At 73.0% G+C, this 26,884-nt stretch carries 26 protein-coding genes; 14 read left to right on the forward strand and 12 right to left on the reverse strand.

Features of this window, described 5'->3' with window-relative positions:
* Nucleotides 1–93: 93 nt before the first annotated feature.
* Both VK640_02995 and VK640_03000 read left to right on the forward strand, forming a co-directional pair.
* Nucleotides 94–1,701, forward strand: a complete 1,608-nt coding sequence (locus VK640_02995; GenBank protein ID HTE72151.1) for a S8 family peptidase — start codon at nucleotides 94–96, stop codon at nucleotides 1,699–1,701.
* A gap of 21 nt (nucleotides 1,702–1,722) precedes the next feature.
* Nucleotides 1,723–3,054, forward strand: a complete 1,332-nt coding sequence (locus VK640_03000; protein HTE72152.1) for a hypothetical protein — start codon at nucleotides 1,723–1,725, stop codon at nucleotides 3,052–3,054.
* A gap of 154 nt (nucleotides 3,055–3,208) precedes the next feature.
* Here the strand turns inward: VK640_03000 and VK640_03005 are convergent, their stop codons facing one another.
* Nucleotides 3,209–3,418: a hypothetical protein gene (locus VK640_03005; protein HTE72153.1), complete on the reverse strand. Its 210-nt coding sequence runs from the start codon at nucleotides 3,416–3,418 to the stop codon at nucleotides 3,209–3,211.
* Nucleotides 3,419–3,546: 128 nt separating this feature from the next.
* Nucleotides 3,547–5,052, reverse strand: coding sequence for an Ig-like domain-containing protein (locus VK640_03010; GenBank protein HTE72154.1), 1,506 nt, complete (start codon nucleotides 5,050–5,052; stop codon nucleotides 3,547–3,549).
* A 540-nt stretch (nucleotides 5,053–5,592) separates the two neighbouring features.
* Between VK640_03010 and VK640_03015 the strand changes: the two genes are divergently transcribed.
* From VK640_03015 to VK640_03030, 4 genes are all read left to right on the forward strand, one after another.
* Nucleotides 5,593–5,988 (forward strand): hypothetical protein, encoded by a 396-nt coding sequence (locus tag VK640_03015; protein ID HTE72155.1) that lies wholly within the window; start codon nucleotides 5,593–5,595, stop codon nucleotides 5,986–5,988.
* A 253-nt stretch (nucleotides 5,989–6,241) separates the two neighbouring features.
* The gene (locus VK640_03020) at nucleotides 6,242–7,015 is read left to right on the forward strand and encodes a GAF domain-containing protein (protein ID HTE72156.1); all 774 of its coding nucleotides are present in this window, start codon (nucleotides 6,242–6,244) and stop codon (nucleotides 7,013–7,015) included.
* Nucleotides 7,012–7,845, forward strand: a complete 834-nt coding sequence (locus VK640_03025; protein ID HTE72157.1) for a S8 family serine peptidase — start codon at nucleotides 7,012–7,014, stop codon at nucleotides 7,843–7,845. The genes VK640_03020 and VK640_03025 overlap by 4 nt, the downstream gene beginning before the upstream one ends.
* A gap of 10 nt (nucleotides 7,846–7,855) precedes the next feature.
* Nucleotides 7,856–8,542: an endonuclease/exonuclease/phosphatase family protein gene (locus VK640_03030; protein ID HTE72158.1), complete on the forward strand. Its 687-nt coding sequence runs from the start codon at nucleotides 7,856–7,858 to the stop codon at nucleotides 8,540–8,542.
* A 42-nt stretch (nucleotides 8,543–8,584) separates the two neighbouring features.
* Here the strand turns inward: VK640_03030 and VK640_03035 are convergent, their stop codons facing one another.
* From VK640_03035 to VK640_03050, 4 genes are all read right to left on the reverse strand, one after another.
* Nucleotides 8,585–9,679 carry a hypothetical protein gene (locus tag VK640_03035; GenBank protein HTE72159.1) on the reverse strand — a complete coding sequence of 365 codons (1,095 nt, stop codon included), beginning with the start codon at nucleotides 9,677–9,679 and terminating at the stop codon, nucleotides 8,585–8,587.
* A gap of 67 nt (nucleotides 9,680–9,746) precedes the next feature.
* On the reverse strand, nucleotides 9,747–10,997 hold the full coding sequence (locus VK640_03040) for a TIGR00300 family protein (GenBank protein ID HTE72160.1): 1,251 nt from the start codon (nucleotides 10,995–10,997) through the stop codon (nucleotides 9,747–9,749).
* 41 nt (nucleotides 10,998–11,038) lie between these two features.
* Nucleotides 11,039–11,764, reverse strand: a complete 726-nt coding sequence (locus tag VK640_03045) for a hypothetical protein (protein ID HTE72161.1) — start codon at nucleotides 11,762–11,764, stop codon at nucleotides 11,039–11,041.
* Between the two features lie 21 nt (nucleotides 11,765–11,785).
* Nucleotides 11,786–12,532, reverse strand: coding sequence for an alpha/beta fold hydrolase (locus tag VK640_03050; GenBank protein HTE72162.1), 747 nt, complete (start codon nucleotides 12,530–12,532; stop codon nucleotides 11,786–11,788).
* Nucleotides 12,533–12,685: 153 nt separating this feature from the next.
* On the opposite strand from VK640_03050, the gene VK640_03055 reads away from it, so the two are divergent.
* The 3 genes from VK640_03055 to VK640_03065 are packed head-to-tail and all read left to right on the forward strand — an operon-like array spanning nucleotide 12,686 to nucleotide 15,215.
* Complete coding sequence (locus VK640_03055) at nucleotides 12,686–13,441, forward strand: lysophospholipid acyltransferase family protein (GenBank protein ID HTE72163.1); 756 nt, start codon at nucleotides 12,686–12,688, stop codon at nucleotides 13,439–13,441.
* Nucleotides 13,442–13,446: 5 nt separating this feature from the next.
* A complete protein-coding gene (locus tag VK640_03060) occupies nucleotides 13,447–14,544 on the forward strand; it encodes a DUF5931 domain-containing protein (protein HTE72164.1) in 1,098 nt (365 codons plus the stop codon).
* Between the two features lie 8 nt (nucleotides 14,545–14,552).
* Nucleotides 14,553–15,215 (forward strand): response regulator transcription factor, encoded by a 663-nt coding sequence (locus tag VK640_03065; protein ID HTE72165.1) that lies wholly within the window; start codon nucleotides 14,553–14,555, stop codon nucleotides 15,213–15,215.
* A 68-nt stretch (nucleotides 15,216–15,283) separates the two neighbouring features.
* Here VK640_03065 and VK640_03070 read toward each other — a convergent pair whose 3' ends face one another.
* From VK640_03070 to VK640_03080, 3 genes are all read right to left on the reverse strand, one after another.
* Nucleotides 15,284–16,192 (reverse strand): hypothetical protein, encoded by a 909-nt coding sequence (locus tag VK640_03070; GenBank protein HTE72166.1) that lies wholly within the window; start codon nucleotides 16,190–16,192, stop codon nucleotides 15,284–15,286.
* Nucleotides 16,193–16,465: 273 nt separating this feature from the next.
* Nucleotides 16,466–17,653: a SpoIIE family protein phosphatase gene (locus VK640_03075; GenBank protein HTE72167.1), complete on the reverse strand. Its 1,188-nt coding sequence runs from the start codon at nucleotides 17,651–17,653 to the stop codon at nucleotides 16,466–16,468.
* Nucleotides 17,650–18,480 (reverse strand): alpha/beta hydrolase, encoded by an 831-nt coding sequence (locus VK640_03080; protein ID HTE72168.1) that lies wholly within the window; start codon nucleotides 18,478–18,480, stop codon nucleotides 17,650–17,652. Before VK640_03080 ends, VK640_03075 begins: the two co-directional genes overlap by 4 nt.
* A 102-nt stretch (nucleotides 18,481–18,582) precedes the next feature.
* On the opposite strand from VK640_03080, the gene VK640_03085 reads away from it, so the two are divergent.
* On the forward strand, nucleotides 18,583–19,218 hold the full coding sequence (locus tag VK640_03085) for a fasciclin domain-containing protein (GenBank protein ID HTE72169.1): 636 nt from the start codon (nucleotides 18,583–18,585) through the stop codon (nucleotides 19,216–19,218).
* Between the two features lie 64 nt (nucleotides 19,219–19,282).
* Here VK640_03085 and VK640_03090 read toward each other — a convergent pair whose 3' ends face one another.
* Together VK640_03090 and VK640_03095 are read right to left on the reverse strand one after the other, a co-directional pair.
* On the reverse strand, nucleotides 19,283–20,743 hold the full coding sequence (locus VK640_03090) for a glycerol kinase (protein HTE72170.1): 1,461 nt from the start codon (nucleotides 20,741–20,743) through the stop codon (nucleotides 19,283–19,285).
* Nucleotides 20,740–21,549 (reverse strand): DUF1028 domain-containing protein, encoded by an 810-nt coding sequence (locus tag VK640_03095; protein ID HTE72171.1) that lies wholly within the window; start codon nucleotides 21,547–21,549, stop codon nucleotides 20,740–20,742. The genes VK640_03090 and VK640_03095 overlap by 4 nt, the downstream gene beginning before the upstream one ends.
* Nucleotides 21,550–21,585: 36 nt before the next feature.
* Between VK640_03095 and VK640_03100 the strand changes: the two genes are divergently transcribed.
* From VK640_03100 to VK640_03115, 4 genes are all read left to right on the forward strand, one after another.
* Nucleotides 21,586–22,611, forward strand: coding sequence for a 6-phosphofructokinase (locus tag VK640_03100; GenBank protein HTE72172.1), 1,026 nt, complete (start codon nucleotides 21,586–21,588; stop codon nucleotides 22,609–22,611).
* A gap of 221 nt (nucleotides 22,612–22,832) precedes the next feature.
* Entirely contained in the window at nucleotides 22,833–24,152 is a 1,320-nt protein-coding gene (locus VK640_03105) for a 3-deoxy-7-phosphoheptulonate synthase class II (protein HTE72173.1), read from the forward strand.
* A 176-nt stretch (nucleotides 24,153–24,328) separates the two neighbouring features.
* Entirely contained in the window at nucleotides 24,329–25,348 is a 1,020-nt protein-coding gene (locus tag VK640_03110) for a GntG family PLP-dependent aldolase (GenBank protein ID HTE72174.1), read from the forward strand.
* A 162-nt stretch (nucleotides 25,349–25,510) separates the two neighbouring features.
* Nucleotides 25,511–25,786, forward strand: a complete 276-nt coding sequence (locus VK640_03115; protein HTE72175.1) for a hypothetical protein — start codon at nucleotides 25,511–25,513, stop codon at nucleotides 25,784–25,786.
* Between the two features lie 8 nt (nucleotides 25,787–25,794).
* On the opposite strand, the gene VK640_03120 is transcribed toward VK640_03115, so the two are convergent.
* Complete coding sequence (locus tag VK640_03120) at nucleotides 25,795–26,877, reverse strand: winged helix DNA-binding domain-containing protein (protein HTE72176.1); 1,083 nt, start codon at nucleotides 26,875–26,877, stop codon at nucleotides 25,795–25,797.
* Nucleotides 26,878–26,884 lie beyond the last annotated feature (7 nt).

Genomic DNA, 26,884 nt, shown 5'->3' on the forward strand with positions numbered 1-26,884 from the left:
AGCCGCGACAGACATGGACAAGTGTTGACTTGACGCTCTATGCGCCCACGCGCATGGTGAAGCAGGGGTCGATCAAGGGGGGTCGAGACGCGCATGCCCGCGAACGACAGCGCGCAGGGACGATCGGGGGGCGACCGGCCGACGGACGGGTCCCCGTCCGGGTCCGCCGGCGACGGTGCGTCGCGACGGCTGATGGGGCGACGCCGCAACGGCCGCTACGACCCGCGGATCCTGGACCGGTCGGTCATCGCCATCCCGCTGCTCGACGACATCGACGACGCGCTGGAGGAGGCGCCGACGGAGACCATGCCGGTCGTCATCGACGTCAACCTGAACTACCCCGGCGGCCGGCCGGCAGCCACCAAGCGCACCCTCGAGCTGATCACCGCCGCGATCAAGACGGCGGGCAAGGGCGATGTCGTGCAGGGCTCCCCGGACCGGGCCCGCGGGGGGCAGTACATCGTCGCGGACCTGCAGCCCGCCGTGATCCGCGAGCTGGCCGTGCTCGACCGGTCGGTGGCAGCTGACAAGGGGACGCCGACCGCGATCTTCCACATCTGGCCCGACTTCGAGGCCCACACCCTGCTGGACCGCTCGGTGTCGACCGTCAAGGCCGACGCTGCCCGCGCGTCGTTCGCGGCCCAGGGCGAGAGCATCACCTGGGCGGTGCTGGACACGGGGGTCGACGTCAAGCACCGGCACTTCAAGCAGCACGGCAACACCGACGTCGCGCCGCTGCGGCACCGCGACTTCACCGGCACCGGCAAGGCGACCGTCGACGTGAACGGGCACGGGACCCACGTCGCGGGCATCATCGCCGGCTACGCCGCGGGCACGAAGAGCAAGCCGCTCGTCGCGGTGCGCTTCGAGCGCGACCAGAAGGGCGACGTGACCGAGCGCCGGGCGGCGCTGGAGTGCCTCTCCGGGATCGCGCCGATGTGCTCGATCGTGAGCTACAAGGTCCTCACTGACGACGGGGTCGGTCGCACCAGCGACATCCTCACCGCGCTGGAGCACATCCAGACGGTCAACGACCACGGCCGGATGATCAAGGTTCACGGCGTGAACCTCAGCCTCGGCTACGACTTCGACCCCGAGTGGTTCGCCTGCGGGCAGAGCCCGCTCTGCGTCGAGATCGACCGCCTGGTGCGCAGCGGGGTGGTCGTCGTGGTGGCGGCCGGCAACACCGGCTACGCCTACGCGGCGGACGCCCTGCAGAAGCGGGCGATCGCCGCGGCCCGCGCCCTGACCGTCAACGACCCGGGCAACGCCGACCTCGCCATCACGGTCGGCTCCACCCACCGCGAGATGCCCCACGTGTACGGCGTCTCCTACTTCTCATCGAAGGGACCGACCGGCGACGGGCGCGCCAAGCCCGACCTGGTGGCACCGGGGGAGCGGATCCTGTCCGCGGCGGCCGGCCGGATGAGGGAGGCCGCCGGCACGTCGGGAGACGGGGAAACCGACGGCGGGGCCGGCCCGACCGACGGCGTCGACTACGTGGAGTCGAGCGGCACCAGCATGGCAGCGCCGCACGTGTCGGGCGTGATCGCCGCCTTTCTGTCGATCCGTCGGGAGTTCATCGGCAGGCCCGAGCGGGTCAAGCACATCTTCACGTCCACGGCGACCGACCTCGGCCGGGTCCGGGACTTCCAGGGGCACGGCCTCGTCGATGCCATGCGTGCGATCCAGTCCGTCTGATCGACCCGTCTGGGGGACGTCATGTCAGCGCTCGACCACTACGACTACCACCCGCTGCAGGTCGCGAAGGACGGGTCGCTGGTCGACCGCGACCAGGTGCGCGCGCTGCGCCGGCTGGCCGACGAATCGACCGACGTGCTGGTCCTGGCCCACGGCTGGAACAACGACATGGAGGAGGCGCACGCCCTCTACGAGCGCATCGCGACCAGGCTGGACGATGTGCGCGGCCGGCCCGACGCCGGTGGCTCCGACCGGTCGGTCGCGATCTGCGGCGTGCTGTGGCCGTCCAAGCGCTTCGCCGAGCGGTCGCTGATCTCGGGCGGGGCTGCCGCGGCAGGTGCGGCCGACCCGCACCTCAGCGAGGACGTGCTCGACCTCGCAAGCGCGTTCGACGGCGTGGAGGCCGAGGCCGCCCTCAAGGAGGCGGCCGACCTGGCGCCCGAGCTGGAGCGCTCGGCGCAGGCCCGCCGCCGCTACGCCGACCTGCTGCGGTCGCTGGTGACGCGCGAGGAGAGCGAGCCGTCGGACGCGATCGACCAGTTCTTCGACCTCGACGGTGACGAGCTGATGGACAGGATCGAGGCCGCGGCCCTGGACCTGATGACCGAGATGCCTCCGCCGGAGGAGACCGGGGCGACCGCGGCGAACGGCTCTGCCGACGGCCTGGGGCTGGGCGCCGGCTTCGGCTCGGCGCAGGGGCTGCTAGGCGGGCTCGCCTCCAAGGGCCGGATGCTGCTCAACCTGGTGACGTACTACGAGATGAAGAACCGGGCCGGCACGATCGGGGCCGGAACGGTCGGCCCGGCGCTGGCCGACAACGTGGTGGGCCGGGCCCGGATTCACCTGGCCGGCCACAGCTTCGGCGGCCGGCTGGTGACGGCTGCCGCCTCGGTGCAGCAGCCCGGCGCGGTCGCCTCGTTGTCGCTCCTGCAGGCCGCCTTCTCGCACAACGCGTTCGCCCAGGACTGGAAGCCGGGTCGCGACGGTGCGTACCGCTCGCTCGTCACCTCCGGCATCGTGGACGGGCCGGTGGTGATCACCCACACCCGCCACGACGTGGCGGTCGGCATCGCCTACGCGATGGCCTCGCGGATCGCCGGCCAGCAGGACTCGGCGATCGGCGACGCGTCGAGCACCTACGGCGGGCTGGGCAGCAACGGCGCGCAGCACACGCCCGAGGCGGTCGACGGGCGGCTTCGCAAGGTCGGCTCCACCTACGACCTCGGGGCGGGCAGCCTGCACAACCTGCTCGCCGACGAGTTCGTCAGCGGGCACAGCGACGTCAGCGGTCCCGAGGTCGCGGCCGCCGTGTGGCAGGCGGTGCTGGCCGGCGGAGCTCCTCGGGAGCCGTGAACCGGCCGAGGACCTGCCTCCGGCCCGTGGTGGTGACCGGAGTCACGCGCGCCTCGGCTAATGACGGACAGGCGTCGGGGGCGCCGCCCTGTGCCGGACGACGCCCCCGGTTTCCCCCGCTCCTCCCAGTAAGCCCCCCGGGAGGAGAGGTCTGCTACTTGCGCTCCCCGTCCTCCTTGCGGCGGACCATCTCGACGACGTGGCCCTGCACGTCCTCGGGGAGCTCCCCGCCCCGCTGCCGCTCCGGTGCCGGGCTGACCGGGCCCCGCTCGCCGTTCTCGCCGATCGCGTAAGCCTGGTGGCCCTCGACCTCGGGTGCCTCTCGATCGCGCAGTCCGCGCGGTCCCTTCCGCCTGTCCACCATGTCCGGTCCTCCGAGCCCTGTCCTGACCGACCCCGCGTTTCGGGCTGTCGACGTGATCCTCAGTCTGGCCCGGCCGGACGTCTGTCGGCTGGCTGACACAGTGGAAAGATTCAGCTGGAGCCGGTGATTCAGCGGGTGGTGAAGCGCCAGGACTTGGGCTGCAGCCCGGTCCTCGTGGGGTTCTGGTCCAGGCGGTTGTCGGCCAGGTCCGTGACGGCGGTGGTGACGACGGCCTTGTACGTGGTGCCGGCACGCAGCCGCTTGCTGGGATCGATGACGACGCGCCTGGTGCCCGGCTCCCACGTCACGGTCGCCGCGACGTGGCGGGTGGACCCCTTGCGCACCAGGAAGGCGTTAGAGCCGGTCACGGTCGAGCGACGTACCGCCTCGTCGAGGTTGGCGACGACGTCCGCGCCCCGACGGACGCCGTCCGCCGACTTCCGCGGGTTGGTCGAGCTGACCTGCGGGTGCCGGGTGTCGCCGGCACCGCCTGCAGTTGGGGTCGGCGCCGCGGTGGTGGGTGTGGTCGGTGTCGGGCTCGGGGCGGGGTCGTTCGTGGTGATCCGCAGCGACCAGCCGCCGAGCACGCCGCGGTAGCCCTCCGAGTCGTCAGCGACGTAGAGCTTCCACTCGCCGTTTGGGTTGGTCCCGTTGAAGACGGACAGGGCCGTCGTGCCGGTAGAGGTCGGCGCCGGGGCCGGGAACGTGTCGGGCGTGCCGAGGTTGGTGGGCCGGTAGGTACCGCCCGGGCTGCTCGGACCCATGACGTAGGTCTCCGCGGAGTCGTCGAGCGTCAGAGTGAGGTCGGGGTACGGTTCGTCGGCCGGCCCCACGGCGTCGCTGAGCACCGTGGCCTGCTCGCCGGTGGGCCCGACGAGCAGCACGTCGACCTGGGCGAGGTCCGCGTGTCTCAAGCCGGAGAGGGTCACGTCCACGTCCAGGGTCGTCGTCGGCGCACCCGACACCGTGACCGTCGACGGGTACGGCAGCGGGCCGCTCGTGGTCACGTCCAGCGTCCAGTCCGTGATCTTGCCGAAGTAGTCGAACTGGTCGTCGAAGACGAACAGCTGCCACGAGCCCGTCGGGTCCGTCCCGTCGAAGGCCGACAGGGTGGACCCGACCGGGCCGGTCGGTGCAGGCGACGCGAAGGAGTCCCCGCCGGCCGCGTTGAGCGGTCGGTAGCTCGTGGACTGCATCGCACCGCTGGTCGGGAGCGACTGCGGTGCCTCGTCGTCGAGCACGATGTCGAGGTCGGTGGCGCCGATGCCGCCGGCGGCGACGTCGGACATGACGACGGAGGCGACTCCACTGGGCGACACCAGCATGAGGTCGACGTCGTCGGGTCGCTCGTGGGAGAAGTTCTCGAGGCGGAGGTCCACGTCGGTGACCGTCCCGGCCAGCCCGTCGACGAACTCCGCCGTCTGGACCGGGTAGGTCGAGGCCTTGCCGTCGTTGATCACCAGGCCGCTGGACGCATGGAGCACCTGGTGGGTGCCGCCTATGGGGATCGGCGTGGTGGAGCCGTACGTCGCGGCAGCCGCCTGCGCCTGCCCGGCGGAAGCGAGGCTGATCACGGCGGTCGCCGCAGTGAGCAGCGCGAGGCTGGCGGCGGTCGTGGCACGGGCGCGGGGCATGGCGGACTCCTGGTGCGGCGTGGTCGTGGGTCCGGCCGGGCACGCTGCCCGGCCGGTGCTCGGCAGCCGCTCGGCTGCCTGTGACCACGGTGCGCCGCGCCGGAGCCGGGCGAAACTACGGATAACCCGAGGGTTTGGCCTCGGGTTCCTGGTCGTAGGGCCCGAGGCTTGCCGTTCCGGCTGGGGCTCCGGGTAGGCGCGTCCGTGCACAGGTCACCCCGCTCCGCTCGCTGGGCCCTGCCTGCTGCCGGACCGCTGCTCGCATTGCTCCTTGTCCTCGGCGGCGCCCGCATACCCCCGGTGCGCAGCGGTTCCTGGCGGTGTCGATGCGGACGCAAAACGGACCTTTCACCTGCAGATGTCGGGCCGGCTGCGTCATGACAACCCGCAAACATCGGTAGGCGACCGCCTGGTCACGCCCGGTCTCCTTCGGCGCAGGGCGCATCGCACGGGCGCATCAGGTCCCGGGTACGCGTCATGCGATCCCGCCCGAGCCGTCTTCCGGGGTGACCGCACGTCCCCGGACCCGAGGTGACCCTGATGACCGTCCTGCCCTTCCCGTCCGACCGCGCCCTGCCGACGTCGCCTGCGAGGGCCCACGCCTCGACGCTGCCGTCGAACGGTGAGGTGACTGGTGCCTTCGCTACCCCGAGCGGCGCCCGCGGACTGTTCACCGGCACCTACCGCCTGGAGCGGCTCCGGTCGGATTTCGGCCAGATCACGGCAGCCGGCGTCATGACGGGCCAGCTCGTCGACGTCGACGGGACACCGGTCGCCGTGGGAAGCCGTCGGCACACCGCAGCGGCCACCCTGGTGTCCGACGAGACGAAGCACCTGGTGCGGATCGGCCCCGTCGACGTCAACATCGCGGGCTTCATGGTGACCGTGGAGCAGATCGAGGTCACCATGCCTCGGGATCTGCCGTCGGCGCGCTGAGCCCTTGCGCTACCTGGCGCTCGCCGGTCCGTTCGCGGCGCTCGCAATCATGCTGCTCATGCAACGCATCGAGAGTTGTCTGCAGGGGCGTCGCCTGGGGCGGCGTGTCGACCCGGACGCCAGGAGCTGAGGTTGCCTGCCGGGTCTGGCGGGCAGACCCTGGCCCAGTCCTTGCCACCGACGGCTGTTGCGCAGTTGCCGGACGCCGTAGGTTGATCCTTCGCAAGAGGCCCTTCATGGACGGAGCGGCAAGGTGACCGACGGCGGGGCGGCCGGCCCGTGGGAGGCCGATGTGCTGCGGGCGCTACGCGACCTCGCGGCCGTCGTCGGCCCGGCGCTGGCGCCGCCCGGCCACCACCAGCGGCTGCAGTCGCTGGTGGACGCGGCGCGCGACGCCTTCGGGTCGCAGGCGTGCTCCATCGCCCTGCTCGACCCGGACGAGCAGACGCTCACCTTCACCGTCGCGGCCGGCGTGGGGGCCACCTCGACGTTGGGCCTGCGGGTGCCGGTCAGCGTGGGGGTGGCCGGCTGGGTGGTGAGCTCGGGGCAGGCCCTCGAGATCACCGACGTGACCCAGGACCCGCGCTGGGCGGCCGACGTGGCGGAGAAGACGGGCTACCTGCCGCGCTCGATCCTCGCGGCGCCGCTCGAGACCGAGCAGACCCTGATCGGCGTGGTCGAGGTGCTCGACCGCGACGCCAGCCGCCCCGGGGCCGAGCGCGACCTGCTCATGCTGTCGCTGCTCGCCCAGCAGGCCGCGCTGTCGGTCGAGTCGGCGCGATTGTTCACCGACTCCGGCCGGATGCTGCTCGACGCGATCGCGACCGCCGGCGGCACCGAGCTCGAGTCACTCGCCCACGCCATGGACGACGTCATGTCCGACCGGTCGTCACCGGTCGACCCCGACCTCGCCGAGCTCGGCTCGCTGCTCGCCCGGCTCGCTGCCGCCGGCCCGGCCGAGCGACGGCTGGCCGTACGCCTGGTTGCCGACGTCCTGGACTACACAGACGGGAGAGCGACGCCGTGACCGGCGTGCTGCCCGCCTGGTCCTGGCAGTTCGCTCGCGGCCACCTGCCGTCGGTGGCGGCGCTGCCCGCCGAGCTGCCGCTCACCCGCGAGTGGGCGTGGGGCGACGCGACCGGCGCGGGGGTGAAGGTCGCGGTCATCGACAGCGGGGTCGACGGGGCGCACCCAGCGATCCGCGGGGTGGCAGGGGGAGTGGCGGTCGAGGTCGACGCGCGGACCGGCCGGACCACCCTGGTCGAGGGGCCGCACGCCGACCTCTACGGGCACGGGACGGCTTGCGCCGGCATCATCCGGCGGGCGGCTCCGGAGTGCGAGATCTACAGCGTGCGCGTGCTCGGTGCTCGGCTGTCCGGGCGCGCGGCGGCGTTCGTGACCGGGCTGCGGTGGGCCGTCGACAACGGGATGCACGTGGCCAACCTCAGCCTTTCGTCGGGCCGGGCCTCGCAGTTCGCGACGTTCCACCGGGTGGCCGACGAGGCCTACTTCGCCGGGACGGTGCTGGTCTGCGCGGTCAACAACATCCCGGTGCCGAGCTACCCGTCGGAGTTCGCGGCGGTGCTGTCGGTGGCGGCTCGGGCGGGGGACGACCCCTTCGACTACGACTACAACCCGGACCCGCCGGTGGAGTTCGGGGCGCCGGGCGTCGACGTGGACGTGGCGTGGACCGGCGGGCGGACGATCCGGGCCACTGGCAACTCGTTCGCCTGCCCGCACGTGACCGGGCTGGTGGCGCGGCTGCTGTCCAAGCACCCGGGGCTGACGCCGTTCCAGGTCAAGACGGTGCTGCACGCGCTGGCCTCCAACGCGCGTGCCGTGCCGACACCTCGGTAGCGTGCGGTCCGTGCCTGAGGTCGACTTCCGGATCCTGTCGTGGAACGTGCACGGGCTGCGCGACGACCGCGCCGTCCTGTCGCGGGTCGTGCGCGACCTCGACCCCGACGTGGTGTGCGTGCAGGAGTCGCCCAAGTACCTGCGGTGGCGGGCCAAGTGCGCGGCCCTCGCCCGCGGCTGCGGGCAGCTGTACGTCGCCGGCGGCGGGACCACCGGCGGTTCGGCGCTGCTCGGCTCGCTGAGGGTCGACGTCAAGAGCGCCACCGAGGTGTGCCTGTCGCGCCAGCTGCTCTGGCCGGCCCGCGGGGTCGCCGCTGCGGTGGTGTCCAAGGGCGGGGCGCGGCTGACCGTCCTGTCGGTGCACCTGCCCCTGGACGCCGCGCAGCGGCTGGAGCACACGATGCGGGTGCTGCAGGTGCGGGCCGCGCTGGGCGGCCGGCACGCGCTGGCGGCCGGCGACGTGAACGAGCGGCCCGGCCACGCGGCCTGGCAGGCGTTCGCCGACGCCGGGATGCCCGACCTGGCGCCGGACAGCGCGCCGACCTTCCCGGCCGCGGCACCCGACCGACGCATCGACGGCGTGTTCGGCACCGAGGGGCTGGTCGTGCGCGGCTATGAGGTGGTGTCTGCGCCGGGCGTCGAGCGCGCCAGCGACCACCGCCCGGTCCTCGTCACGGTCGGCGTCCCCACCGACTGACCACCGAAAATTGCGCCGACTGTCGGGTAATGCGCATGTTCATCATGCGGAATTCCCGACAGTCGGAGCCCTGAGGGCGGCTGACGAGGTCCACGTGAACGTCGGGTGCTCGGCCGCCATCGCCTCGAGGGCCGCCCGCCGCCGCTTCGTCGGTCGCCAGCCGCGTGACAGCAGCGCGTCGGCGGTGAGCAGCACCGCCAGGTTGCTGTCGTGGCGGACCGTCCAGCTCCCGATGTCGACGACCAGCCGGCCGCCGATGGCTAGCCGCGTGCGTCGGATGTCGTCCCACTCCTTCTGCCGGACGTCCATGTGGTGAGCGCCGTTGATCTCCACTGTGACCAGCCACGCGTCGAAGTCGGCATCGAGGACGTAGCGGCCGTCTGGGCGCCGCACGACACGTTCGCGGGTCGGCAACGGCAGCCTGGCCCGCCGCAGCACGCGCAGGTAGTCCTGCTCGGGGAGTGAGTGGCTCCCACCTTGCAGGTCGTCCAAGCATTCGAGGATGGTGGCTCGGCGGGGCAGGGTGCGCCGCTCGACCACCATCGGGCGAAGCAGCTGGACGTTGGCGAGCCGCTGCTGCACCGACATGGTCAGTATCGTCCGGCACGCGCGCTCGCTCACGGCAGCTGAGGCGGCGTCGACGGTAGCCCGGTCCTGGCGCATCCGGGGCGGCGACGCATGGCGGAGCAGGTGCTCGGCCGGCAGGTTGCGGCTCTCGTGCACCCGGACGTGGACCAGGTCGTGGACGAGGTCGTCGGTGTTGTCGCCCTGCCTGAGGCAGACGTGGATCCAGTCGTCGTGGAAGCCGGTCAGCCCAGCCGCCTCGAGCGCGGTCAGCCTGGCCAGCACGGCGTTGCCGCCCGCGTGCAGGACGCCGACCCACATCTGCTGGCAACGAGTGAGCTGGCCGGGGAAGAGGGCGACCACTTGAGGTCCGATTGCCTGCCACAGGCCGGAGCCGACGCGCCGGGCGACCAGCTGGTGCCCGACTCCGTGCACATCGAACTGGACCCGGCTGACCAGGTGCTCCTGGTGCGCCGCCAGTGCCCGGAACTCGTCGCTCCCGAGCTTGTGCAAGGTGGTGGGCACCCCGACAACCGTGCCGGACTCGACCGACGGGCGGCTGAGCTCGTCCACAGCCCGTCCCTGAGCCGGACTGTCGGAGAATCCGCATGGTCATCGTGCGGATTCTCCGACAGTCCGGCTAGGGGGCGTCGGAGCCGGGGCGCTCGCCGGCGCGGTAGGCCGGCGCGAGCTCGAGCGCGAGCTGCTCGAGGAAGAGCCCGATGTCGGTGACGATGCCGCGGGCTTGGGCCGAGCCGCGGTCGGCCAGCTTGGTGACCGTCGCGGGGTTGATGTCGACGCACACGAGCGGCACCGAGGCGGGGAGGATGTTGCCGGTCGCGACCGAGTGCAGCATCGTCGCCACCATGATCGCGAAGCCCACTTCGGCCAGCCCGGCCCGCATCGCGCGCTGCCCCTCGATCACGTCGGTGTAGACGTCGGGCAGCGGGCCGTCGTCGCGCACCGAGCCGACCAGCACCCACTGCTTGCCGCCGGTGACCATCGCGTGCATGACGCCCGAGGTGAGCACCCCGGACTCGACCGCCTTGGTGATCGAACCGGCCTTGCGGATCTGGTTGATCGCCCGGATGTGGTGCTCGTGCCCGTGCTCGACCCCCCGGCCCTGGCTGAGGTCGACCCCGAGCGAGGTGCCGAAGAGCGCCGCCTCGATGTCGTGGGTCGCCAGCGCGTTGCCCGCGAAGAGCACGTCGACGTACCCCGCCTCGACGAGCGCGACCATCGCCGGCGCAGCCCCGGTGTGCACGACCGCGGGCCCGCCGACCCAGAGCACCTTCTTGCCCTCGGCCTTGACGTCGCGCATCTGCTGGGCGATCTGGCGCACCAGCAGCGCCTGCGGCTTCTCCGACGACACCTCGGATTTCATGAACTCGAAGCCCCCGTGCGAGCGGTCGATCGCCGGCAGCGGCACCACCTTGACGCCGCCCGGCCCGCACACCACCCGGTCGCCGGCCCGCACGTCGCTGACCGCGATCGTGCGCGCCCGCTCGCCGACCACGACGATGCCGCAGTCCATCTCAGGGTTCTCGACCGGCACCCAGTGCCCGCCGAGGCGCACGACTGTCTCGAGGTTGGTCGTCGAGTAGAAGTCGTCGGGGAAGACGCCGTCCGTCTCCACCTCGCGCAGCGTCGCCTCGCCCGGGTCGGTGGAGTTGACGCCGTGGGCCATCAGCCGCATCACGACCCGGTCGACGTCCTCGGCGTCCTCGGACTTCACAGTGAGTCGCGCGTAGGACTCGTCGACCGGCGTCCGGCCGACCTCGAACCGGTCGATCGAGTAGTCGCAGTTGTACTCGAGGATGTCGTCGAGCACCCGCGACAGGACGCCCGAGTCGATCAGATGGCCGCGTACCTCGACGGTCTCGCTGTGCACGGTCGGTCCTTCCGTTGAACGACTGTCCTGACGAACAGCGGCTAGACGACTGCTCCGTCGTCCGGGCCGGAGTCCGTCGGGGGACGGTCCTTCATCCGGGCGACGAGCGTGACGAAGCCTGCCATGAAGGCGGCCAGCGCCAGCAACCCGACCCACCCGGCGACCGGGAGCCCCAGCAGCGTCGCCAGGACCAGCAGCAGCGGCCCGCCCACGGCCCCCGCCCACGCGAAGCGCCCGACCGTGTCGACCTTGGGCAGCGGCGGCGGGGCCGGCGGCTCGAAGTGCTCGTCCGGGTCGGGGCGCATGACCGGTGGCGCGGGGGTGGTGGCGCGCAGCTCCTCGAAGGAGGAGTACGTCGTCGAGGACTCGGCCGGGTCGCCGTCGGACGTACCCTCCTTTGCCGTCGACTCCGGCAGGTCCTCGCTGGCCGGCCACCGGGGCACCTCGTCGGCCGACTCCAGGTCGAAGTCGGCCACGATGCCGGCCCAGGCGACCTCGGCGGCGACCTCCTCGAGGTAGCGGTCGGTCACCTGCCTCGCCTCGTCGCGGCGGCGGCTGTCGACCCACACGGCGTCGCTCGGTCCGCCGGGGATGACGGTGTCGCCGTAGGGGCCGCGCCTGCCCGGCGTCGGCGCGCTGTAGGCGGCGACGTCGACGTCGCGCAGCCGGTCGAGGAGGCCGTCGACGAGGTGGGTCTCGACGTCGCGCAGCCGGTCGTACGACGGCGCGTGCAGGCCGTTGTCCCGACGGGGTGCGCTGTTGGTCATCTCGTGGTACCGGCCGCTCGCTCAGATCGGGGTCTTGGCCAGCTCGCGGACGAACTCGACGCTGCCCTCGAAGATGGTCGGCGCGTCGTTGTCGAGGGTGGCCACGTGGTAGCTGTCCTCGAGCACCACCTCGCGCACGTCGGTCGAGGACGCCTTGGCGTGGAACATCTCGCAGCTGTCCGGCTCGACGACGTGGTCCTCGGTCGACCGGAAGATCAGCACCGGCTGGGTCACCTTGGCCAGGTCGCCGCGGGTGGTCAGCCAGAGCCGGGTCAGCTGGTAGGACGCCTTGACCGGGATCTTGTCGTAGGCCAGCTCGGTCGCGCCCGGCTTCTTGATGTCGCTGGCGATGCCCGGCCAGGTCGGCACCACCCAGCGCAGCACCGGCAGCAGGAACCGGTCGGGGCGCTTGGTCAGCAGGCTCGGGTTGACCAGCACCAGTCCGGCCACGTCGTCGCCGTGGACCTCGGCGAGCCGGATGGCCAACGTGCCGCCCATCGACAGCCCCATGACGAACACCTGGTCGCACCGCTCCCGCAGCTGGGCGAGGTGGCGGTCCAGCTCGGCGTACCAGTCCTCCCAGTGGGTCAGGTTGGCCTCGGCCAGCGTCGTGCCGTGCCCGGGCAGCCGGGGCAGCGCGACGGTCAGCCCGGCGGCGGCGAGGTGCTCGGCCCAGGGGCGAAGCGACTGCGGCGTGCCGGTGAAGCCGTGGCAGAGGAGGACGCCGACGGACCCCCCGTCGTGGTGGAAGGGCTCGGCGCCGGGCATCACGGGCATGGTCGGCTTCCCATGGTCGGCATCGTCGCACGATCGGCCGGGCATCCCATAGTGTTCGCGTCACCAGGCACGACGGGCGGGCCTGGCACGTCGCGACGCGCAGGCCGCGGCGGCTGCCCGATCGGCACGGGAGGAGGTCCGCCGGTGTTCTACTGGTTCCTCAAGCGGATCGTCCTGGGTCCGATCCTCAAGCTGGTCTTCCGGCCCTACGTCATCGGGCTCGAGCACGTGCCGGCCACCGGCGGCGCCATCTTCGCCAGCAACCACCTCAGCTTCTCGGACTCGATCTTCTTCCCCCTCGTGGTGGACCGGCGGATCACCTTCCTGGCCAAGCAGGACTACTTCACCGGCCGCGGGCTCAAGGGCCGGCTGACCGCGGGGTTCTTCAAGGGCGTCGGGCAGCTCCCGGTCGACCGTTCGGGCGGCTCGGCGTCCGAGGCGGCGCTGCGCACCGGGCTCAAGGTGCTCCGCCGCGGCGACTGCCTCGGCATCTACCCCGAGGGCACCCGCTCTCCGGACGGCAAGCTCTACCGCGGCAAGACCGGGGTCGCCCGGATGGCGCTCGAGGGGAACGTCCCCGTGCTGCCGGTCGCGATGATCGACACCGAGAAGATCCAGCCGCCGGGACGCAAGATGCCGACCTTCGGCATCCGGGTCGGCATCAAGATCGGCGCCCCGCTCGACTTCTCTCGCTACGAGGGCATGGAGGGCGACCGGTTCGTCCTGCGGTCGATCACCGACGAGGTCATGTACGAGCTGATGGAGCTCTCCGGCCAGGAGTACGTCGACATCTACGCCCAGGTGGCCAAGGACCGGATCAAGGCCGAGAGGGCCGAGGCCAAGGCCGCCGGCAGGGCCGAGCGGACCGAGAAGGCCGACAAGGACGACAAGGCCGCCTGACCCGGGTGGGGATCGAGACGGCGGTGTGGCGGGCGCTGGCGGTGTTCCGCGCGCTCGGGCTGGCCTACGCGGTCGCGGTGTACGTCCGACGCGTCGACGAGTACGCCCACCCGCTGGCCGGCTGGATGGTCCTCGGGCTCATGGCCGCGTGGACCGTGGCCACCTACCTGATCTACGCCCGGCCGGCCGGGCGGACCTGGCCCGTCCTCGGCGTCGACCTGGCCGTGGCCGTGGCCGCGGTCGTCTCGACCCGGTGGCTGGACGACGTCGACCGGATCGAGGCCGGGGCCCAGACCCTGCCGGTCGTCTGGGCTGCCGCGCCGGTGCTCGCGTTCGGGATCAAGGGCGGCTGGCCGGCCGGTGTGGGCGCGGCGGCCGCCGTCGGCGCGGCCGACCTGGTCCACCGCGGCGCCCTCACCGTGTCGACCGCCAACAACATCGTCCTGCTGCTGCTCGCCGGCGCCGTGGTGGGCTACACCATGTCCCTTGCCCGGCGGGGCGAGCTCGCCCTGGCCCGGGCGCTCGCCGTGCAGGCGGCGACCCAGGAGCGCGAGCGGCTCTCCCGCGAGATCCACGACGGCGTGCTGCAGGTGCTCGCGCTGGTCGGGCGGCGCGGCCAGGACGCCGGCGGCGAGGCGGCCGAGATCGGCCGGCTCGCCGCCGAGCAGGAGCAGGCGCTGCGCGCCCTGGTGAGCGCCGCGCCCGACCCGGGTGCGGTCGAGGTCGACCTGCGCGGGTTGCTGGCGACGTACGCCTCGAGCGCCGTGACGGTCTCGACCCCCGCGACGCCGGTGGTGCTGACGGCGGCGCGCGCCCGCGAGCTGGCGGCCGCCGTCGGGGTGGCGCTGGCCAACGTGGCCGCGCACGCCGGTGACGCGGCGCGGGCCTGGGTGCTGGTCGAGGACGACGGCGACGAGGTTGTGGTCAGTGTGCGCGACGACGGGGCCGGGATGCCGCCCGGTCGGCTCGACGAGGCCGCGGCCGACGGACGCCTGGGGGTGGCGGCGTCGATCCTCGGGCGGGTGCGGCAGCTCGGCGGCACCGCGGCCGTCGAGTCGGCGCCGGGCGGCGGCACCGAGGTCGAGATGCGGGTGCCGCGGTGACGCGCGTGATGGTCGTCGACGACCACCCGATGTGGCGCGAAGGGGTGGCGCGGGACCTCACCGAGGGCGGTTTCGAGGTGGTGGCCACCGCGGGCGACGGCGCCGAGGCCGTACGTCGCGCGCCGGCTGCCCGTCCCGACGTCGTGGTGCTCGACCTGCAGCTGCCGGTGCTCTCGGGCGTCGAGGTGACCCGCGAGCTGGTCGGGTCGCTGGAACCGCCGCCCCGCGTGCTGGTGCTGTCGGCCTCGGGGGAGCAGGCCGACGTGCTCGAGGCGGTCAAGGCCGGCGCGACGGGCTACCTGGTGAAGTCCGCATCGCGCGAGGAGCTGCTCGACGCGGTGCGGCGGACCGCAGAGGGCGTGGCGGTCTTCACGCCGGGGCTGGCGGGGCTGGTGCTGGGGGAGTACCGACGGCTCTCGGCGGGGCCGCCGCCGGCGTCGGGACCGCCGGTGCCGCGGCTGACCGACCGCGAGACCGAGGTGCTGCGGCTGGTGGCGAAGGGGCTGTCGTACAAGGACATCGCGGAGCGGCTCGTGCTTTCGCACCGCACCGTGCAGAACCACGTGCAGAACACCCTGAACAAGCTGCAGCTGCACAACCGGGTCGAGCTGGTGCGCTTCGCGATCCAGCACGGGCTCGACGACGAGCTCGGGACCCCACCGAAGACCTGACCCCCGGCGACCCTGACCGGCCGGCGCCCCAGCCCGCGCGTCGGGTGGCTCCCTTCCGGATCCGTCGCTCAGGCGGCCCTGCCGGACGCCCGGATCGCCCGTCGATCCGGAAGGGGCGCACCCGTGGCCTCGGCGATCGTGGCCAGGACCCGCCGGGCGACCCACTTCGGATGGAACATCACCTGTTCCCAGGTGAACCGCAGCGGCCGCCAGCCCGCCGAGACCAGCGAGGTGAACCGCACCAGGTCCCGGACGAATGCCGGCCGGCCGCCATGGGTCTCGAAGCCCTCGCACTCGATGACGATGTGCAGCGCACGGTTGGCCAGGTCGACCCGGCCGATCCATCCGTCGCTGTCGCGGATCGACACCTGGGTCCGGAAGCCGGTGATGCCCGCCTCGAGCAAGATCGCCCTGGCGCAGGACTCGAAGGCGTTGGCCGCTCGCCCGTCGAGCATGGGCAGCCTGCTCCTGGCGACTGCCGCGCCCTTGCCGCGGAGTCCTCGGACGGCAGCGGCCAGCTCGGCATGGGTGACCAGACCGTCGCGCAGCGCCGAGTCGCCGACGGAGAGCGCGACCCTGAGGGACTCGTCACGTAGGCAGTCGACGACAGTTCGAAGCGGGGTCGTGACGTCACCGGAGTGCTCTGCAGCGTCGAGCCGCCGGTAGCTCAGCCGCGCGTCGGGCAGCCGAGTTTTGACGTTGGCGTGCGGCGGCAGCGTCAGTCGGACCACTTCCGACTCCTCGGGCGGCAGGGCCAGTCCCCAGTGCGCCGCTGCGGTGGCGTGGGACCGGACGCCTAGGAGGTCGGCGGCCAGCTGACGGTCACGCCCCGAGTCGACCAGCGCCCACAGCCCCTTGTGGCAGACGACCTGGGCGTCTGCCCTGGCACGCTTGAGCGCCCGCCAGCCGACGTGGTGCCGCAGGACCCGCCAGCGGGCCGCACCGCCGAGTGCGCGCAGCGCGTCCTGGACCTCCACACCGACCAGCCTGCCGGGCCGAGAGCGTCGGACCGGCATTGCGCCGACATCTGTGGACAACCCTGCGGTGCGTCCCTTCCGGATCGGCGCCGGTCGGCCTCGCTAGCTGCGGCTGGCGAGGTACGGGTCCGGAAGGGACACACCGCGCATGGGGTGGAGGCGGCTCGGCGAGGCCGCGGGGCGGGCGACGGGTGGTGGGGCGGTTGGAGGGCCGGCGACGCTGCGGCCGGGGGGCGGTGCCTCGCAGGCCGCGGCCGGCGGGCGGGTGGCCGGTCAGTCGGGGACGCGGACGGCGACGATGGCGATGTCGTCGCGCGGGGAGCCGACCTGGAAGGCCAGCACCTGGTCCAGCAGCCCGTCGACCGTCGCCGCGGCGGAGGCGGGTGAGCCGGCCAGCACCGACACGACCCGGTCGTCGCCGAAGAACTCGTCCTCGCGGCGCGCCTCGGTCACCCCGTCGGTGAGCAGCAGCAGGCTGTCGCCCGGGCCCAGCCTCACCTCGGTGTCGATGGTCCGCGCGGTCGCCATCACCCCGAGCAGGGTGCCGCGCGCGCCGGCGGTCGAGACCGAGCCGTCGGCCCGCCGGAGCAGCGGCAGCGGGTGCCCGCCGCAGCCGACCGCCGCCAGCCAACCCTCAGAGTCCTGCCGGAGCCGCACCATGCCCACCGTGCAGAACCGGTCGGTCTCGTGCCGCAGCAGCACCTCGTTGAGCACGGCGAGAGCGGCCGACGGAGCGTCGTGCTGCACAGCGGCCGCACGCAGCGTGTAGCGGACGAGGGCAGTCACCACCGCGGCCTGCACCCCCTTGCCGCAGACGTCGCCGATCGCAACCACCCAGTCGCCCTCGCCGACCTGGAAGACGTCGTAGAAGTCGCCGCCGACCTCGGCGCCGACCCGCCCGGCCGGCCGGTAGGCCGCCGCGACCTCCAGCCCGGGCACCACCGGGGCCGACGGCGGGACCAGCGTCTGCTGCAGCGTGCTGGCCAGCGCGACCGCGCGGGCCTGGGCCGCCTCGGCGTCGACCTTGGCCCGGAGCAGCTGGCGCTCGTACTCCCGGCGGTGCGTCGCGTCGAAGACCGCCGTCCGCACCGTGACCGGCTGCCCCGCGTCGTCGCGGACCAGCACCGAGTTGACCAGCACCGGCAGACGCGAGCCGTCGGCACGCAGCAGGTCGAAGGCGATCTCGTGCGCGGACCCCTGCATCTGCAGCATCGGCGCGAAGTGCGTCTCGTGGTAGATCCGCCCGCCCGGTGCCAGCAGGTCCACGAACCGGCGGACGCCGACCAGGTCCTCCCGCCGGTGCCCGGTCAGCGACAGGAACGTCTGGTTGACCTTGGTCACCGTGCCGTCGGGCATCGTCGAGAGGTAGCCGCACGGTGCGCTGTCGTAGAGCTGCTCGGCGTCGTCCTCGAGCAGCGCTCCGTAGAAGCGCTGGAGCGCATCCTCGCGCTGTGCCGTCACGCGGTCGCCGACCGCGCCGGGCTCGCCCCGCTCACGAACTCGTCGATGGCGGCGGTGGTGGCGTCGGGCGCCGAGAGGTTGGGGCAGTGCCCGGTCGCGTCGAGCACCACCAGTGAGGCGTCGGGCATGTGCTCGACGACGTACTCGCCGACGGACATCGGAGCGATGACGTCCTCGGTGCACTGCAGGACGAGGGTCGGCACCGTCACCTCGGCGAGGTCGGCCCGGTTGTCGGAGAGGAAGGTGACCCGGGCGAAGCGCCGGGCGATCTCGGGGTCGGTGCGACAGAAGCTCTCGGTCAGCTCCGCGCCGAGCTCGGGCACGTCGGAGTTGCCCATGATCACCGGGGCCATCGCACCCGACCAGCCGAGGTAGTTGCTCTCGAGCGACTCGAGCAGCCCGGCGATGTCCTCCTCGCTGAACCCGCCCACGTAGCCGTCGTCGAGGTCGTCGACGTAGCGCGGCGACGGCCCGACGAGCACCAGCCGCGCGAAGAGCTCGGGCGCCTGCCGGACGGCGAGGACGCCGATCATCGCCGACACCGAGTGGCCGACGTAGACCACGTCGCGCAGACCGAGGTCCCGGCAGATCTCGACGACGTCCTGGGCGTAGCCGTCGAGGGTGGAGTACCGCTCGATGTCGTACGCCGTCAGGTCGCTCCCGCCGGCGCCGACGTGGTCGAACGTTACGACCCGGAACCGGTCGGCGAACCGGGGGGCCACGAAGCGCCACATGTGCTGGTCGCAGCCGAACCCGTGGGCGAACAGCATCGGCTGACCGTCCGGCGGGCCGGTCTCTGTGACGTTGTGCCGACGCCGAATCTCCACGTCGGGAGGTTACCCCGCGCGACTTGCTCGGGAGGTGCCTGCATCCGGGACCGGGCCGGGCCAGGAACCCCATGGCACCAACCCCCTCTCCCAGGAGCGAACATGCGTCTACGCAATGCCGTTGCTGTCGTCTCGACCCTCGCTCTCGGTGCCGGCGCCGTCCTGGCGACCGCCCCGGCCGCCAGCGCCGCCCAGGGCAACCGGTCCCTGGCCAAGGTCCTCACCTCGGACGGCAACCGGTTCGACAAGAAGGCCGGCGACTTCGACATCGCCACCGAGGCCGTGCTCGCGGTCGTCAAGGCCAAGCCCGGCTCGCCGGTCGCCGTCCTGGCGGACGGCAAGACCCGGGTCACCGCGTTCGTGCCGACCGACCGGGCCTTCAAGGCGCTGGTCTTCGACCTGACCGGCACCTGGTTCTACAAGGAGCGCAAGGCCTTCGCGGCCGCCGCCTCGCTCGGCATCGACACCATCGAGACCGTCCTGCTCTACCACGTCGTGGCCGGCAAGACCCTGACCGCCGCCAAGGTCCTGGAAGCCGACGGCGCCTCGGTCGCGACCGCGCAGGGTGGCTCGGTCACGATCGACGTGCTCGACCCCACCCGTGGCGTGGTCCGGCTCCAGGACGCCGACCCCGACGACGTGGATCCGGCCACGATTCCGAGGTTGCTGAACCTCAACAAGGGCAACAAGCAGGTTGCGCACGGGATCGACTACGTGCTGCGCCCGGTGGACCTGTAGCCAACACACTGCAGGTGTCGCACCCACCGGGTGCGGGATGGGCCGCCGGCTGACACGACTGGGGTCAGTCGGCGGCCCATCCTTTCGCCCGGTCCACCGCCCGGCGCCACTGCTCGTAGGTGGTGGCGCCCTCCGCCGGTGTCCCCGGCTCGAAGGTCGCGTCCACCCGCCAGGTCGAGGCGAGCTCGTCGGTCGAGGACCACACCCCGGTACCGATCCCGGCCAGGAGAGCCGCCCCGAGGCCGGTGGTCTCGAGCACCGCCGGTCGCTCGACCGGCATCGCGAGGGTGTCGGCCTGCAGCTGCAGCAGCAGCTCGTTGGCGGCGGCCCCGCCGTCGACGCGCAGCGTGGTGACGTCGGGCAGAAGCTCGACGACGTCGCGCACCTCGAAGGCGATCGCCTCGAGCGTGGCCCGCGCGAGATGGGCCCGGGTGGTGCCTCGGGTGATGCCCACGATGGTCCCGCGCGCCGCCGGGTCCCAGTCCGGGGCGCCGAGCCCGGTCAGTGCCGGCACGAAGACCACCCCGCCCGAGTCGGGCACCGTCCGGGCCAGCGCCTCGGACTCCGGGGCGGCGCCGATGATGCCGAGCCCGTCGCGCAGCCACTGCACGGCCGACCCGGTCACGAAGATCGCGCCCTCTAGGGCGTAGGTCAGGTCGCCGGACGGCGCCTGCCACGCGACGGTCGTCAGCAGACCGGCATCGCTGCGTACGACGTCAGGGCCGGTGTTGACGAGCACGAACGACCCGGTGCCGTAGGTGCACTTGGACTCGCCGGGGGCGAAGCAGGCCTGGCCGAACAGCGCCGCCTGCTGGTCGCCCGCGATGCCTGCCACCGGCAGCCCGAGCCCGAGGAACGCGTCGGGCGTCGTCCGGCCGACCTCGCCCCACGACGCGACGACCTCGGGCAGCGCGGCCCGCGGCACGGACAGCAGGTCGCACAGCTCGTCGCTCCACCCGCCCTGGTCGATGTCGTAGAGCAGGGTGCGCGACGCGTTGGACGCGTCGGTCACGTGCCGGGCACCGCCGGTCAGCCGGGCCACCAGATAGGAGTCGACGGTGCCGACGGCCGTCGAGCCGTCGGTGACGCCGGCCCAGGCCGTCGGGTCGTGCTCGGCCAGCCAGGTCAGCTTGGTGCCGGTGAAGTAAGGGTCGAAGCGCAGGCCGGTCAGCTCACGGACCCGGTCCTCGTGGCCGGCGTCGCGCAGCCGGTCGCAGACCGCGGCCGACCGGCGGTCCTGCCAGACGACGGCGCGGCGGGGCGCGGCGAGGGTGCGCCGGTCCCACAGCACCGCGGTCTCGCGCTGGTTGGTGATGCCGACGGCCGTCACCTGCTGGCCGGCCAGCGCCTGCCGGGCGGCCGCCAGGGTCGCCTGCCAGATCTCCTCAGGCTCGTGCTCGACCCAGCCGGGCCGGGGGAAGTGCTGCGGGAACTCCTCGTAGCCGCGGGACACCACCCGGGCCTCCTCGTCGACCACCAGGCAGGTGACCCCGGTGGTGCCGGCGTCGATCGCCAGGACGCTCACGAGCTCGCCGCCCGCAGCCTGTCGAGGACCAGCGGGTCGATGTGGCCGTCGACCATCCGCTCCTCGAAGTTCTCGACGCCGGCCCAGTCCTCGAGGCTGCGGTAGCCGAGGGCGTCGAGCCGCCGCGCCACCTCTGCTGCGACCTCGCCCTCGAGGGGCAGCAGCGTCGCCGGGTCGGGCTTGCCGAAGTACAGCCGGTGCAGCTCGAGCAGCCGGCGCAGCTCGGAGACCGGCGACGGGTGGTCGTCGACGCGCAGGTCGACCTCGGTGTCGTCGCCGCCGTAGCCACCGTCGGGACGTACGACGACGAGCGCGGCGCTCTGCCGGCCGCGGCGGTCCCCGCCGGCCTGGTCACCGGCAGCGAGGGTCGCGAGCAGCCGCTCGGGCAGCGCATCGCCGGTCGTCGACCCGGCCAGCCAGGCCCGCTCCATCGCGTCGACGACCTCGGGGCCGACGAGGATGTTGCCCTGGACCGCGTACCCGTCGCCGGCCCGCCCGCCGGCCCAGTCGTGGCAGCCGCTGCCGGTGAAGGTGGCGCCGTCACCGGTCGCGCCGACGACGCCGGCCTGCCGCTGGTCGCGGCCATCGTCGGCGGCGGTGAGCCGGTCGAGCACCTGGTGCGACGTACCGCCCTCGGCGAGCAGCTCGAGGCCGTCCGCGCGGTAGGCGAGGTTGGCGTAGGACTGGGTCGCGACCGCGCCGACGCCGGCCCGCGCGGCGGGCACCATCGCCCCGACCGCCAGGAACCTCGACGCGACGGCGACCCCGACCCCGTCCCCCTGTCGTCCGACGACTGAGAACGTCATCCTGCGGACCCTAGCGGGGGCCGTAGGGTGCGACGCATGCGAATCGGCGTGCTCACCGGTGGTGGCGACTGTCCCGGCCTGAACGCGGTCATCCGCGCTGTCGTGCGCAAGGGGGTCACGGTCTACGGGCACGAGTTCGTCGGCTTCCGGGACGGCTGGCGCGGCCCGCTCGAAGGGCTGACGCGGACGCTGGACGTCGACGCGGTCCGCGGCATCCTGCCCCGCGGCGGCACCATCCTCGGGTCCTCGCGCACCAACCCCTTCAAGGTCGAGGGCGGCGTCGAGAAGATCGAGGCCAACCTCAAGGACATGGGCATCGACGCGCTGGTCGCCATCGGCGGCGAGGACACCCTGGGCGTCGCGACCCGGCTGCACGAGCACGGCGTCCAGGTGGTCGGTGTGCCCAAGACCATCGACAACGACCTCAACGCCACCGACTACACCTTCGGCTTCGACACCGCGGTCAACATCGCGATGGAGGCCATCGACCGGCTGCACACGACGGCCGAGTCGCACCACCGGGCGCTGATCGTCGAGGTGATGGGTCGCCACGCCGGGTGGATCGCGCTGCACGCCGGCATGGCCGGCGGCGCCAACGTGATCCTGATCCCCGAGGTGCCCTTCGACATCGACAAGGTGTGCGCCTACGTCGAGTCGCGCTTCGAGAGCCACTACTCGCCGATCATCGTGGTGTCCGAGGGAGCGACGCCGGCCGAGGGCACGATGACCCTGGCCGACGGCGAGCTCGACTCCTTCGGCCACGTGCGGCTCGGCGGCATCGGGCAGGTGCTCGAGAAGGAGATCGAGAAGCGCACCGGCAAGGAGGCCCGGACCACGGTGCTCGGCCACATCCAGCGCGGTGGCACCCCCACCGCGTTCGACCGGTGGCTGGCGACCCGCTTCGGGCTGCACGCGATCGACGCGGTCGAGGACGGCGACTGGGGCAAGATGGTGGCGCTGAACGGCACCACGATCGAGCGGGTGCCCCTCACCGACGCCACCACGGTGCTCAAGCTGGTGGAGCCGCACCTCTACGCCGAGGCCGAGACCTTCTTCGGCTGACCTGCCCGACCGGCCGCTGCGGGCTGCCCTGCACGGCAGGGCCCGGGCGGTTGCGCGCCCGCCCGGCCCCACCTGTCTCCCCTGCCGGAGGAGCCTGAGGGAACGGATCCGGATCCCGTTCGGCATGGACAACGACGCACCGGCCCGGAGGTCACGGGTTTTCTTCCGGTACGTCCTCGAGGCCCAGCCTGCGGCCCCCTCGACGCCCGTAGGCTGGACAGGTGCCCGCCCGCCCCGCCGCGCTCGCCGCGCAGCAGCCGACCTGGCCGGACCCGCTCGTCCTGGACGAGGTGGTCGCCGAGCTGCGCACGCTGCCGCCGCTGGTGTTCGCCGGCGAGTGCGACCAGCTGACCGAGCGGCTCGGCGCGGTCGCTCGCGGCGAGGCGTTCCTGCTGCAGGGCGGTGACTGCGCCGAGACCTTCGTCGACGCGACCGCCGACTCCATCCGCAACAAGATCAAGACGCTGCTGCAGATGGCGGTCGTCCTCACCTACGGGGCCCGCGTCCCGGTGGTCAAGGTGGGTCGGATCGCGGGGCAGTTCGCCAAGCCGCGCAGCGCCGACCTGGAGACGCGCGACGGCATCAGCCTGCCGGCGTACCGCGGTGACGCCGTCAACGGCCTGGAGTTCACCGCCGAGGCGCGAGCCCACGACCCCCGCCGGCTGCTCCGGGTCTACCACTCGTCGGCCGCGACCCTGAACCTGCTGCGGGCCTTCACCCAAGGAGGCTTCGCCGACCTGCGCGAGGTGCACGCGTGGAACCGCGGCTTCGTCCGGGGCAACCAGGCGCACCAGCGCTACGAGGCGATGGCCCGCGACATCGACCGCGCGCTGGCCTTCATGCACGCGTGCGGCGTCGACCCGGACGCTTTCCGGACCGTGGACCTCTACTCGTCGCACGAGGCCCTGCTGCTCGACTACGAGCGCGCGCTCACCCGCACCGACTCACGGACCGGACAGCCCTACGACGTCTCGGCCCACCTGGTCTGGATCGGGGAGCGGACCCGCGCGATCGACGGTGCGCACGTCGAGTTCGCCGCGTCGGTGCGCAACCCGGTGGCCGTCAAGCTCGGGCCGACGACGACGCCCGAGGAGGCGCTGGCCCTGGTGGACCGCCTCAACCCGGACGACCAGGCCGGTCGGCTGACCTTCGTCAGCCGGATGGGTGCCGCCCAGGTCCGCGACGCGCTGCCGCCGCTGGTCGACAAGGTCACGGCGAGCGGGGCGACCGTCGCGTGGGTCTGCGACCCGATGCACGGCAACACGTACGACGCGCCCGACGGCCGCAAGACCCGCCGCTTCGACGACGTGATCGAGGAGGTTCGCGGCTTCTTCGAGGTGCACCGCGCTCTTGGGACCCACCCGGGCGGGCTGCACATGGAGCTGACCGGCGACGACGTCACGGAGTGCATCGGCGGCTCCGGCGGGCTCGGCGAGACCGACCTGCCGCTGCGCTATCAGACCGCGTGCGACCCACGGCTCAACCACGGCCAGTCGCTGGAGCTCGCCTTCCTCGTCGCGGAGATGCTGGCCGAGCGCTGACCTTGGGGCTCCTCAAGATCGTTTGCGACGGTCGCAGCCCCGACACGCCGGCTGCGCGGCGTGTCGAGGCCCGCGACGTCGCAAACGATCAACAGTGGCGGGCCGGGCCGGGCCGGGCCGGGGTGGGGCGGGCGCTCGCGGGCGGCAGGCGGCGCCCGGGTGTCTAGGCTCACCGGGTGATCGACCTGCGCAGCGACACGGTGACCCGGCCGACCCGCGAGATGCGCGACGCGATGGCGGCGGCCCTGGTGGGCGACGACGTCTACGGCGAGGACCCGACCGTCAACGAGCTCGAGGAGCGGGTGGCGACCCTGCTCGGCCACGAGGCGGCGCTCTTCACCCCCACCGGGTCGATGGCCAACCAGCTCGGGCTGCGGCTGCTGGTGCGTCCCGGCACCGAGCTGCTGTGCGCCGACGACGCCCACGTCGTGCGGGCCGAGCTCGGGGCGGCCGCGGCCCTGGGCGGGATCACCACCCGCACCTGGTCGGCCGACCACGGCCGTCTCGACCCGGACCGGGTCGCCGGCATGGCCCGCCCGGACGCCGGTCCTCACCTGGTCTCGACCACTGTGATCGCGGTGGAGAACACCCACAACTTCGGTGGCGGAGCGGTCGTCGGCGTCGGCGAGATCGAGCGGCTGCGCGAGCTGACCCGCCCCGCGGGCATCGCGCTGCACCTCGACGGTGCGCGGCTGTGGAACGCCCATGTCGCCAGCGGCGTCGACCTCGCGACGTACGGACGGCTCTGCGACACGGTCTCGGTCGGCCTGTCGAAGGGCCTGGGAGCGCCGGTGGGGTCCCTGCTGGCGGCGAGCGCCGAGCGGGTCGCGGAGGCCCGCGTCTGGCGCAAGCGGCTCGGCGGCGGGATGCGCCAGGTCGGCGTGCTCGCCGCGGCCGGGCTGCACGCGCTGGACCACCACGTGCAGCGGCTGGCTGACGACCACGCACGGGCCCGCCGGCTGGCCGAGACCGTCGCGGCCGCCGCACCCCGGGCCGTCGATCCGGAGGTCGTCGAGACCAACATCGTCGTCGTGCAGACCGACGACGCGGCCGGCGTGGTCGCGCGGGCGAGGGCGGAGGGCGTGCTGCTCAGCCTGCTCGACCCGACGCACCTGCGCGCGGTCACCCACCTCGACGTCGATGACGACGCGGTGGGCGCCGGCGCCGAGGTGCTCGCCCGGCTCCTCGCCGGCTAGCGGCGCTGGGTCGGACCCGGCCCGCCCCCGGCCCGACCCTGCGGGCCCACGACCCCGGCCCGACCAAAGCCTCGGGTTATCCGTAGTTTCGCCGCGGACCGGGCGCGCGCACGGTGGTCCCAGGCGGCCGGACGGTCGCCGTTCCTGACCGTGGAGGACCTCATGTCTCGCATCGCGCGCCCCACCCGCACCCGTCCCACACGTCCCGTCGTCCGGCCGATCGTCCTGACCGTGCTGAGCATCGCCGCCTGGTTCGTGGCGCCGCTGGCCGCCGCACCGGCCCAGGCGCACGAGGACCAGTCCGGTCATACCGCCGCCCAGGAGACGTACGTCGCGTCGCTGGTCTGGCGCCACGACGCGGCCACCGGCTCGACGCCCCTGGAGGAGTACGCCCGGGTGCTCGAGTACTGGCACGACCACCCGGACTGGGGCATCTGACCGACGGGTCAGCTGACGTCGACGCCGGCCAGGCCGACGCCGCGGTGCGCCGCGAGCCGCTCGGCCTGGTCGGCGACGCCTGCCCTGGCGGTCCGGCGGGCCGACCACAGCACGACCTCGAGCCGCAGCCGCCCGCCCCTCGTCCGCGGCCGCCAGCTGCCCGCGACCTCCCCGTCGACCAGCACGACGCCGGGGCGCCCGATGACCGGCCACAGCGCCTTCGCACGAGCCGGATCGTTCACCAGCAGCGGCCGGTCCTTGCCCTGCAGGTAGAGGTCGTACGGCCCCAGCAGACGGGTGGTCGACGGCGGTGCCTCCAGCAGGTCGACCTCGTCGGCCAGCACCCAGCGCCGCTGGCCGTCCAGGTCGACCTCGACGACGTCGTCGGGCCAGCGTGCCTTGACGTCGGTGACCGGGGCGTCGAGGAAGCCGGCCACCAGCTGCGGCGTCGAGGGGCCGAAGAGCCGGAGGTAGATCCTCACCAGCTCGTGCCGGGCATCCGCCTGGCCGGCCGCCCGGAACCCGCGCACCCGCTGGAGCACCGGCGGCGACGTGCCTTGCTGCAGCTCGAGCCCCGCCCGCACCGCCGCCAGCCGGAACGGCAGCTCGTGGGGGTGGGTGGCCTGACAGGGGTTGCACCACCGCAGATAGGGCTCCGGCAGGAGCGCCGTCAGCCGGGTCGACACCTCGCCCTTGACCGTCGGCCTCGTCACGATGCGGCGCATCTCCGCGGCCACCGTGTCGAGCGCGTCGACGGTGCCGATGCCGGCGGCCTTGAGCGGCTTGCTGGCGTCGAAGATGCGCTTGGCCGCGTCGGCGTCCGACCACGGTGCGACGGCCGCCGCGACCGACCCCACGTCGGAGCGCCGGTAGGCGTGCGGGGCACCGCGCAGCGTCCAGAGCCAGACCAGGTCCTTCGCGTCGACGTCGGTGAGGCCGCGTACGGCCAGCGCCCACAGCGCACCGTCCGGGCCGGTGTCCTGCGCGCCGATGTCGAGAAGGGCGGTGTCGGCGACCGTGCCGCCGCCGTCGCGGTCGAGCTGCTGGGCGCGCACCCGCAGCCCGAGGACGTCGGAGCGCGAGACGTTCATGCCGGCG

It is taken from the genome of Actinomycetes bacterium, assembly GCA_035489715.1.
In the GTDB taxonomy this organism is placed as follows: Bacteria; Actinomycetota; Actinomycetes; order JACCUZ01; family JACCUZ01; genus DATHAP01.

Bases quoted from the DNA above. Each gene is read 5' to 3' on its own strand.
- VK640_03000 (HTE72152.1), top strand. From the start codon at position 1,723: ATGTCAGCGCTCGACCACTACGACTACCACCCGCTGCAGGTCGCGAAG.
- VK640_03115 (HTE72175.1), top strand. From the start codon at position 25,511: ATGTCTCGCATCGCGCGCCCCACCCGCACCCGTCCCACACGTCCCGTC.
- VK640_03065 (HTE72165.1), top strand. From the start codon at position 14,553: ATGGTCGTCGACGACCACCCGATGTGGCGCGAAGGGGTGGCGCGGGAC.
- VK640_03045 (HTE72161.1), bottom strand. From the start codon at position 11,764: ATGACCAACAGCGCACCCCGTCGGGACAACGGCCTGCACGCGCCGTCG.
- VK640_03100 (HTE72172.1), top strand. From the start codon at position 21,586: ATGCGAATCGGCGTGCTCACCGGTGGTGGCGACTGTCCCGGCCTGAAC.
- VK640_03120 (HTE72176.1), bottom strand. From the start codon at position 26,877: ATGAACGTCTCGCGCTCCGACGTCCTCGGGCTGCGGGTGCGCGCCCAG.
- VK640_03085 (HTE72169.1), top strand. From the start codon at position 18,583: ATGCGTCTACGCAATGCCGTTGCTGTCGTCTCGACCCTCGCTCTCGGT.
- VK640_03005 (HTE72153.1), bottom strand. From the start codon at position 3,418: ATGGTGGACAGGCGGAAGGGACCGCGCGGACTGCGCGATCGAGAGGCA.
- VK640_03050 (HTE72162.1), bottom strand. From the start codon at position 12,532: ATGCCCGGCGCCGAGCCCTTCCACCACGACGGGGGGTCCGTCGGCGTC.
- VK640_03010 (HTE72154.1), bottom strand. From the start codon at position 5,052: ATGCCCCGCGCCCGTGCCACGACCGCCGCCAGCCTCGCGCTGCTCACT.
- VK640_03015 (HTE72155.1), top strand. From the start codon at position 5,593: ATGACCGTCCTGCCCTTCCCGTCCGACCGCGCCCTGCCGACGTCGCCT.
- VK640_02995 (HTE72151.1), top strand. From the start codon at position 94: ATGCCCGCGAACGACAGCGCGCAGGGACGATCGGGGGGCGACCGGCCG.
- VK640_03095 (HTE72171.1), bottom strand. From the start codon at position 21,549: ATGACGTTCTCAGTCGTCGGACGACAGGGGGACGGGGTCGGGGTCGCC.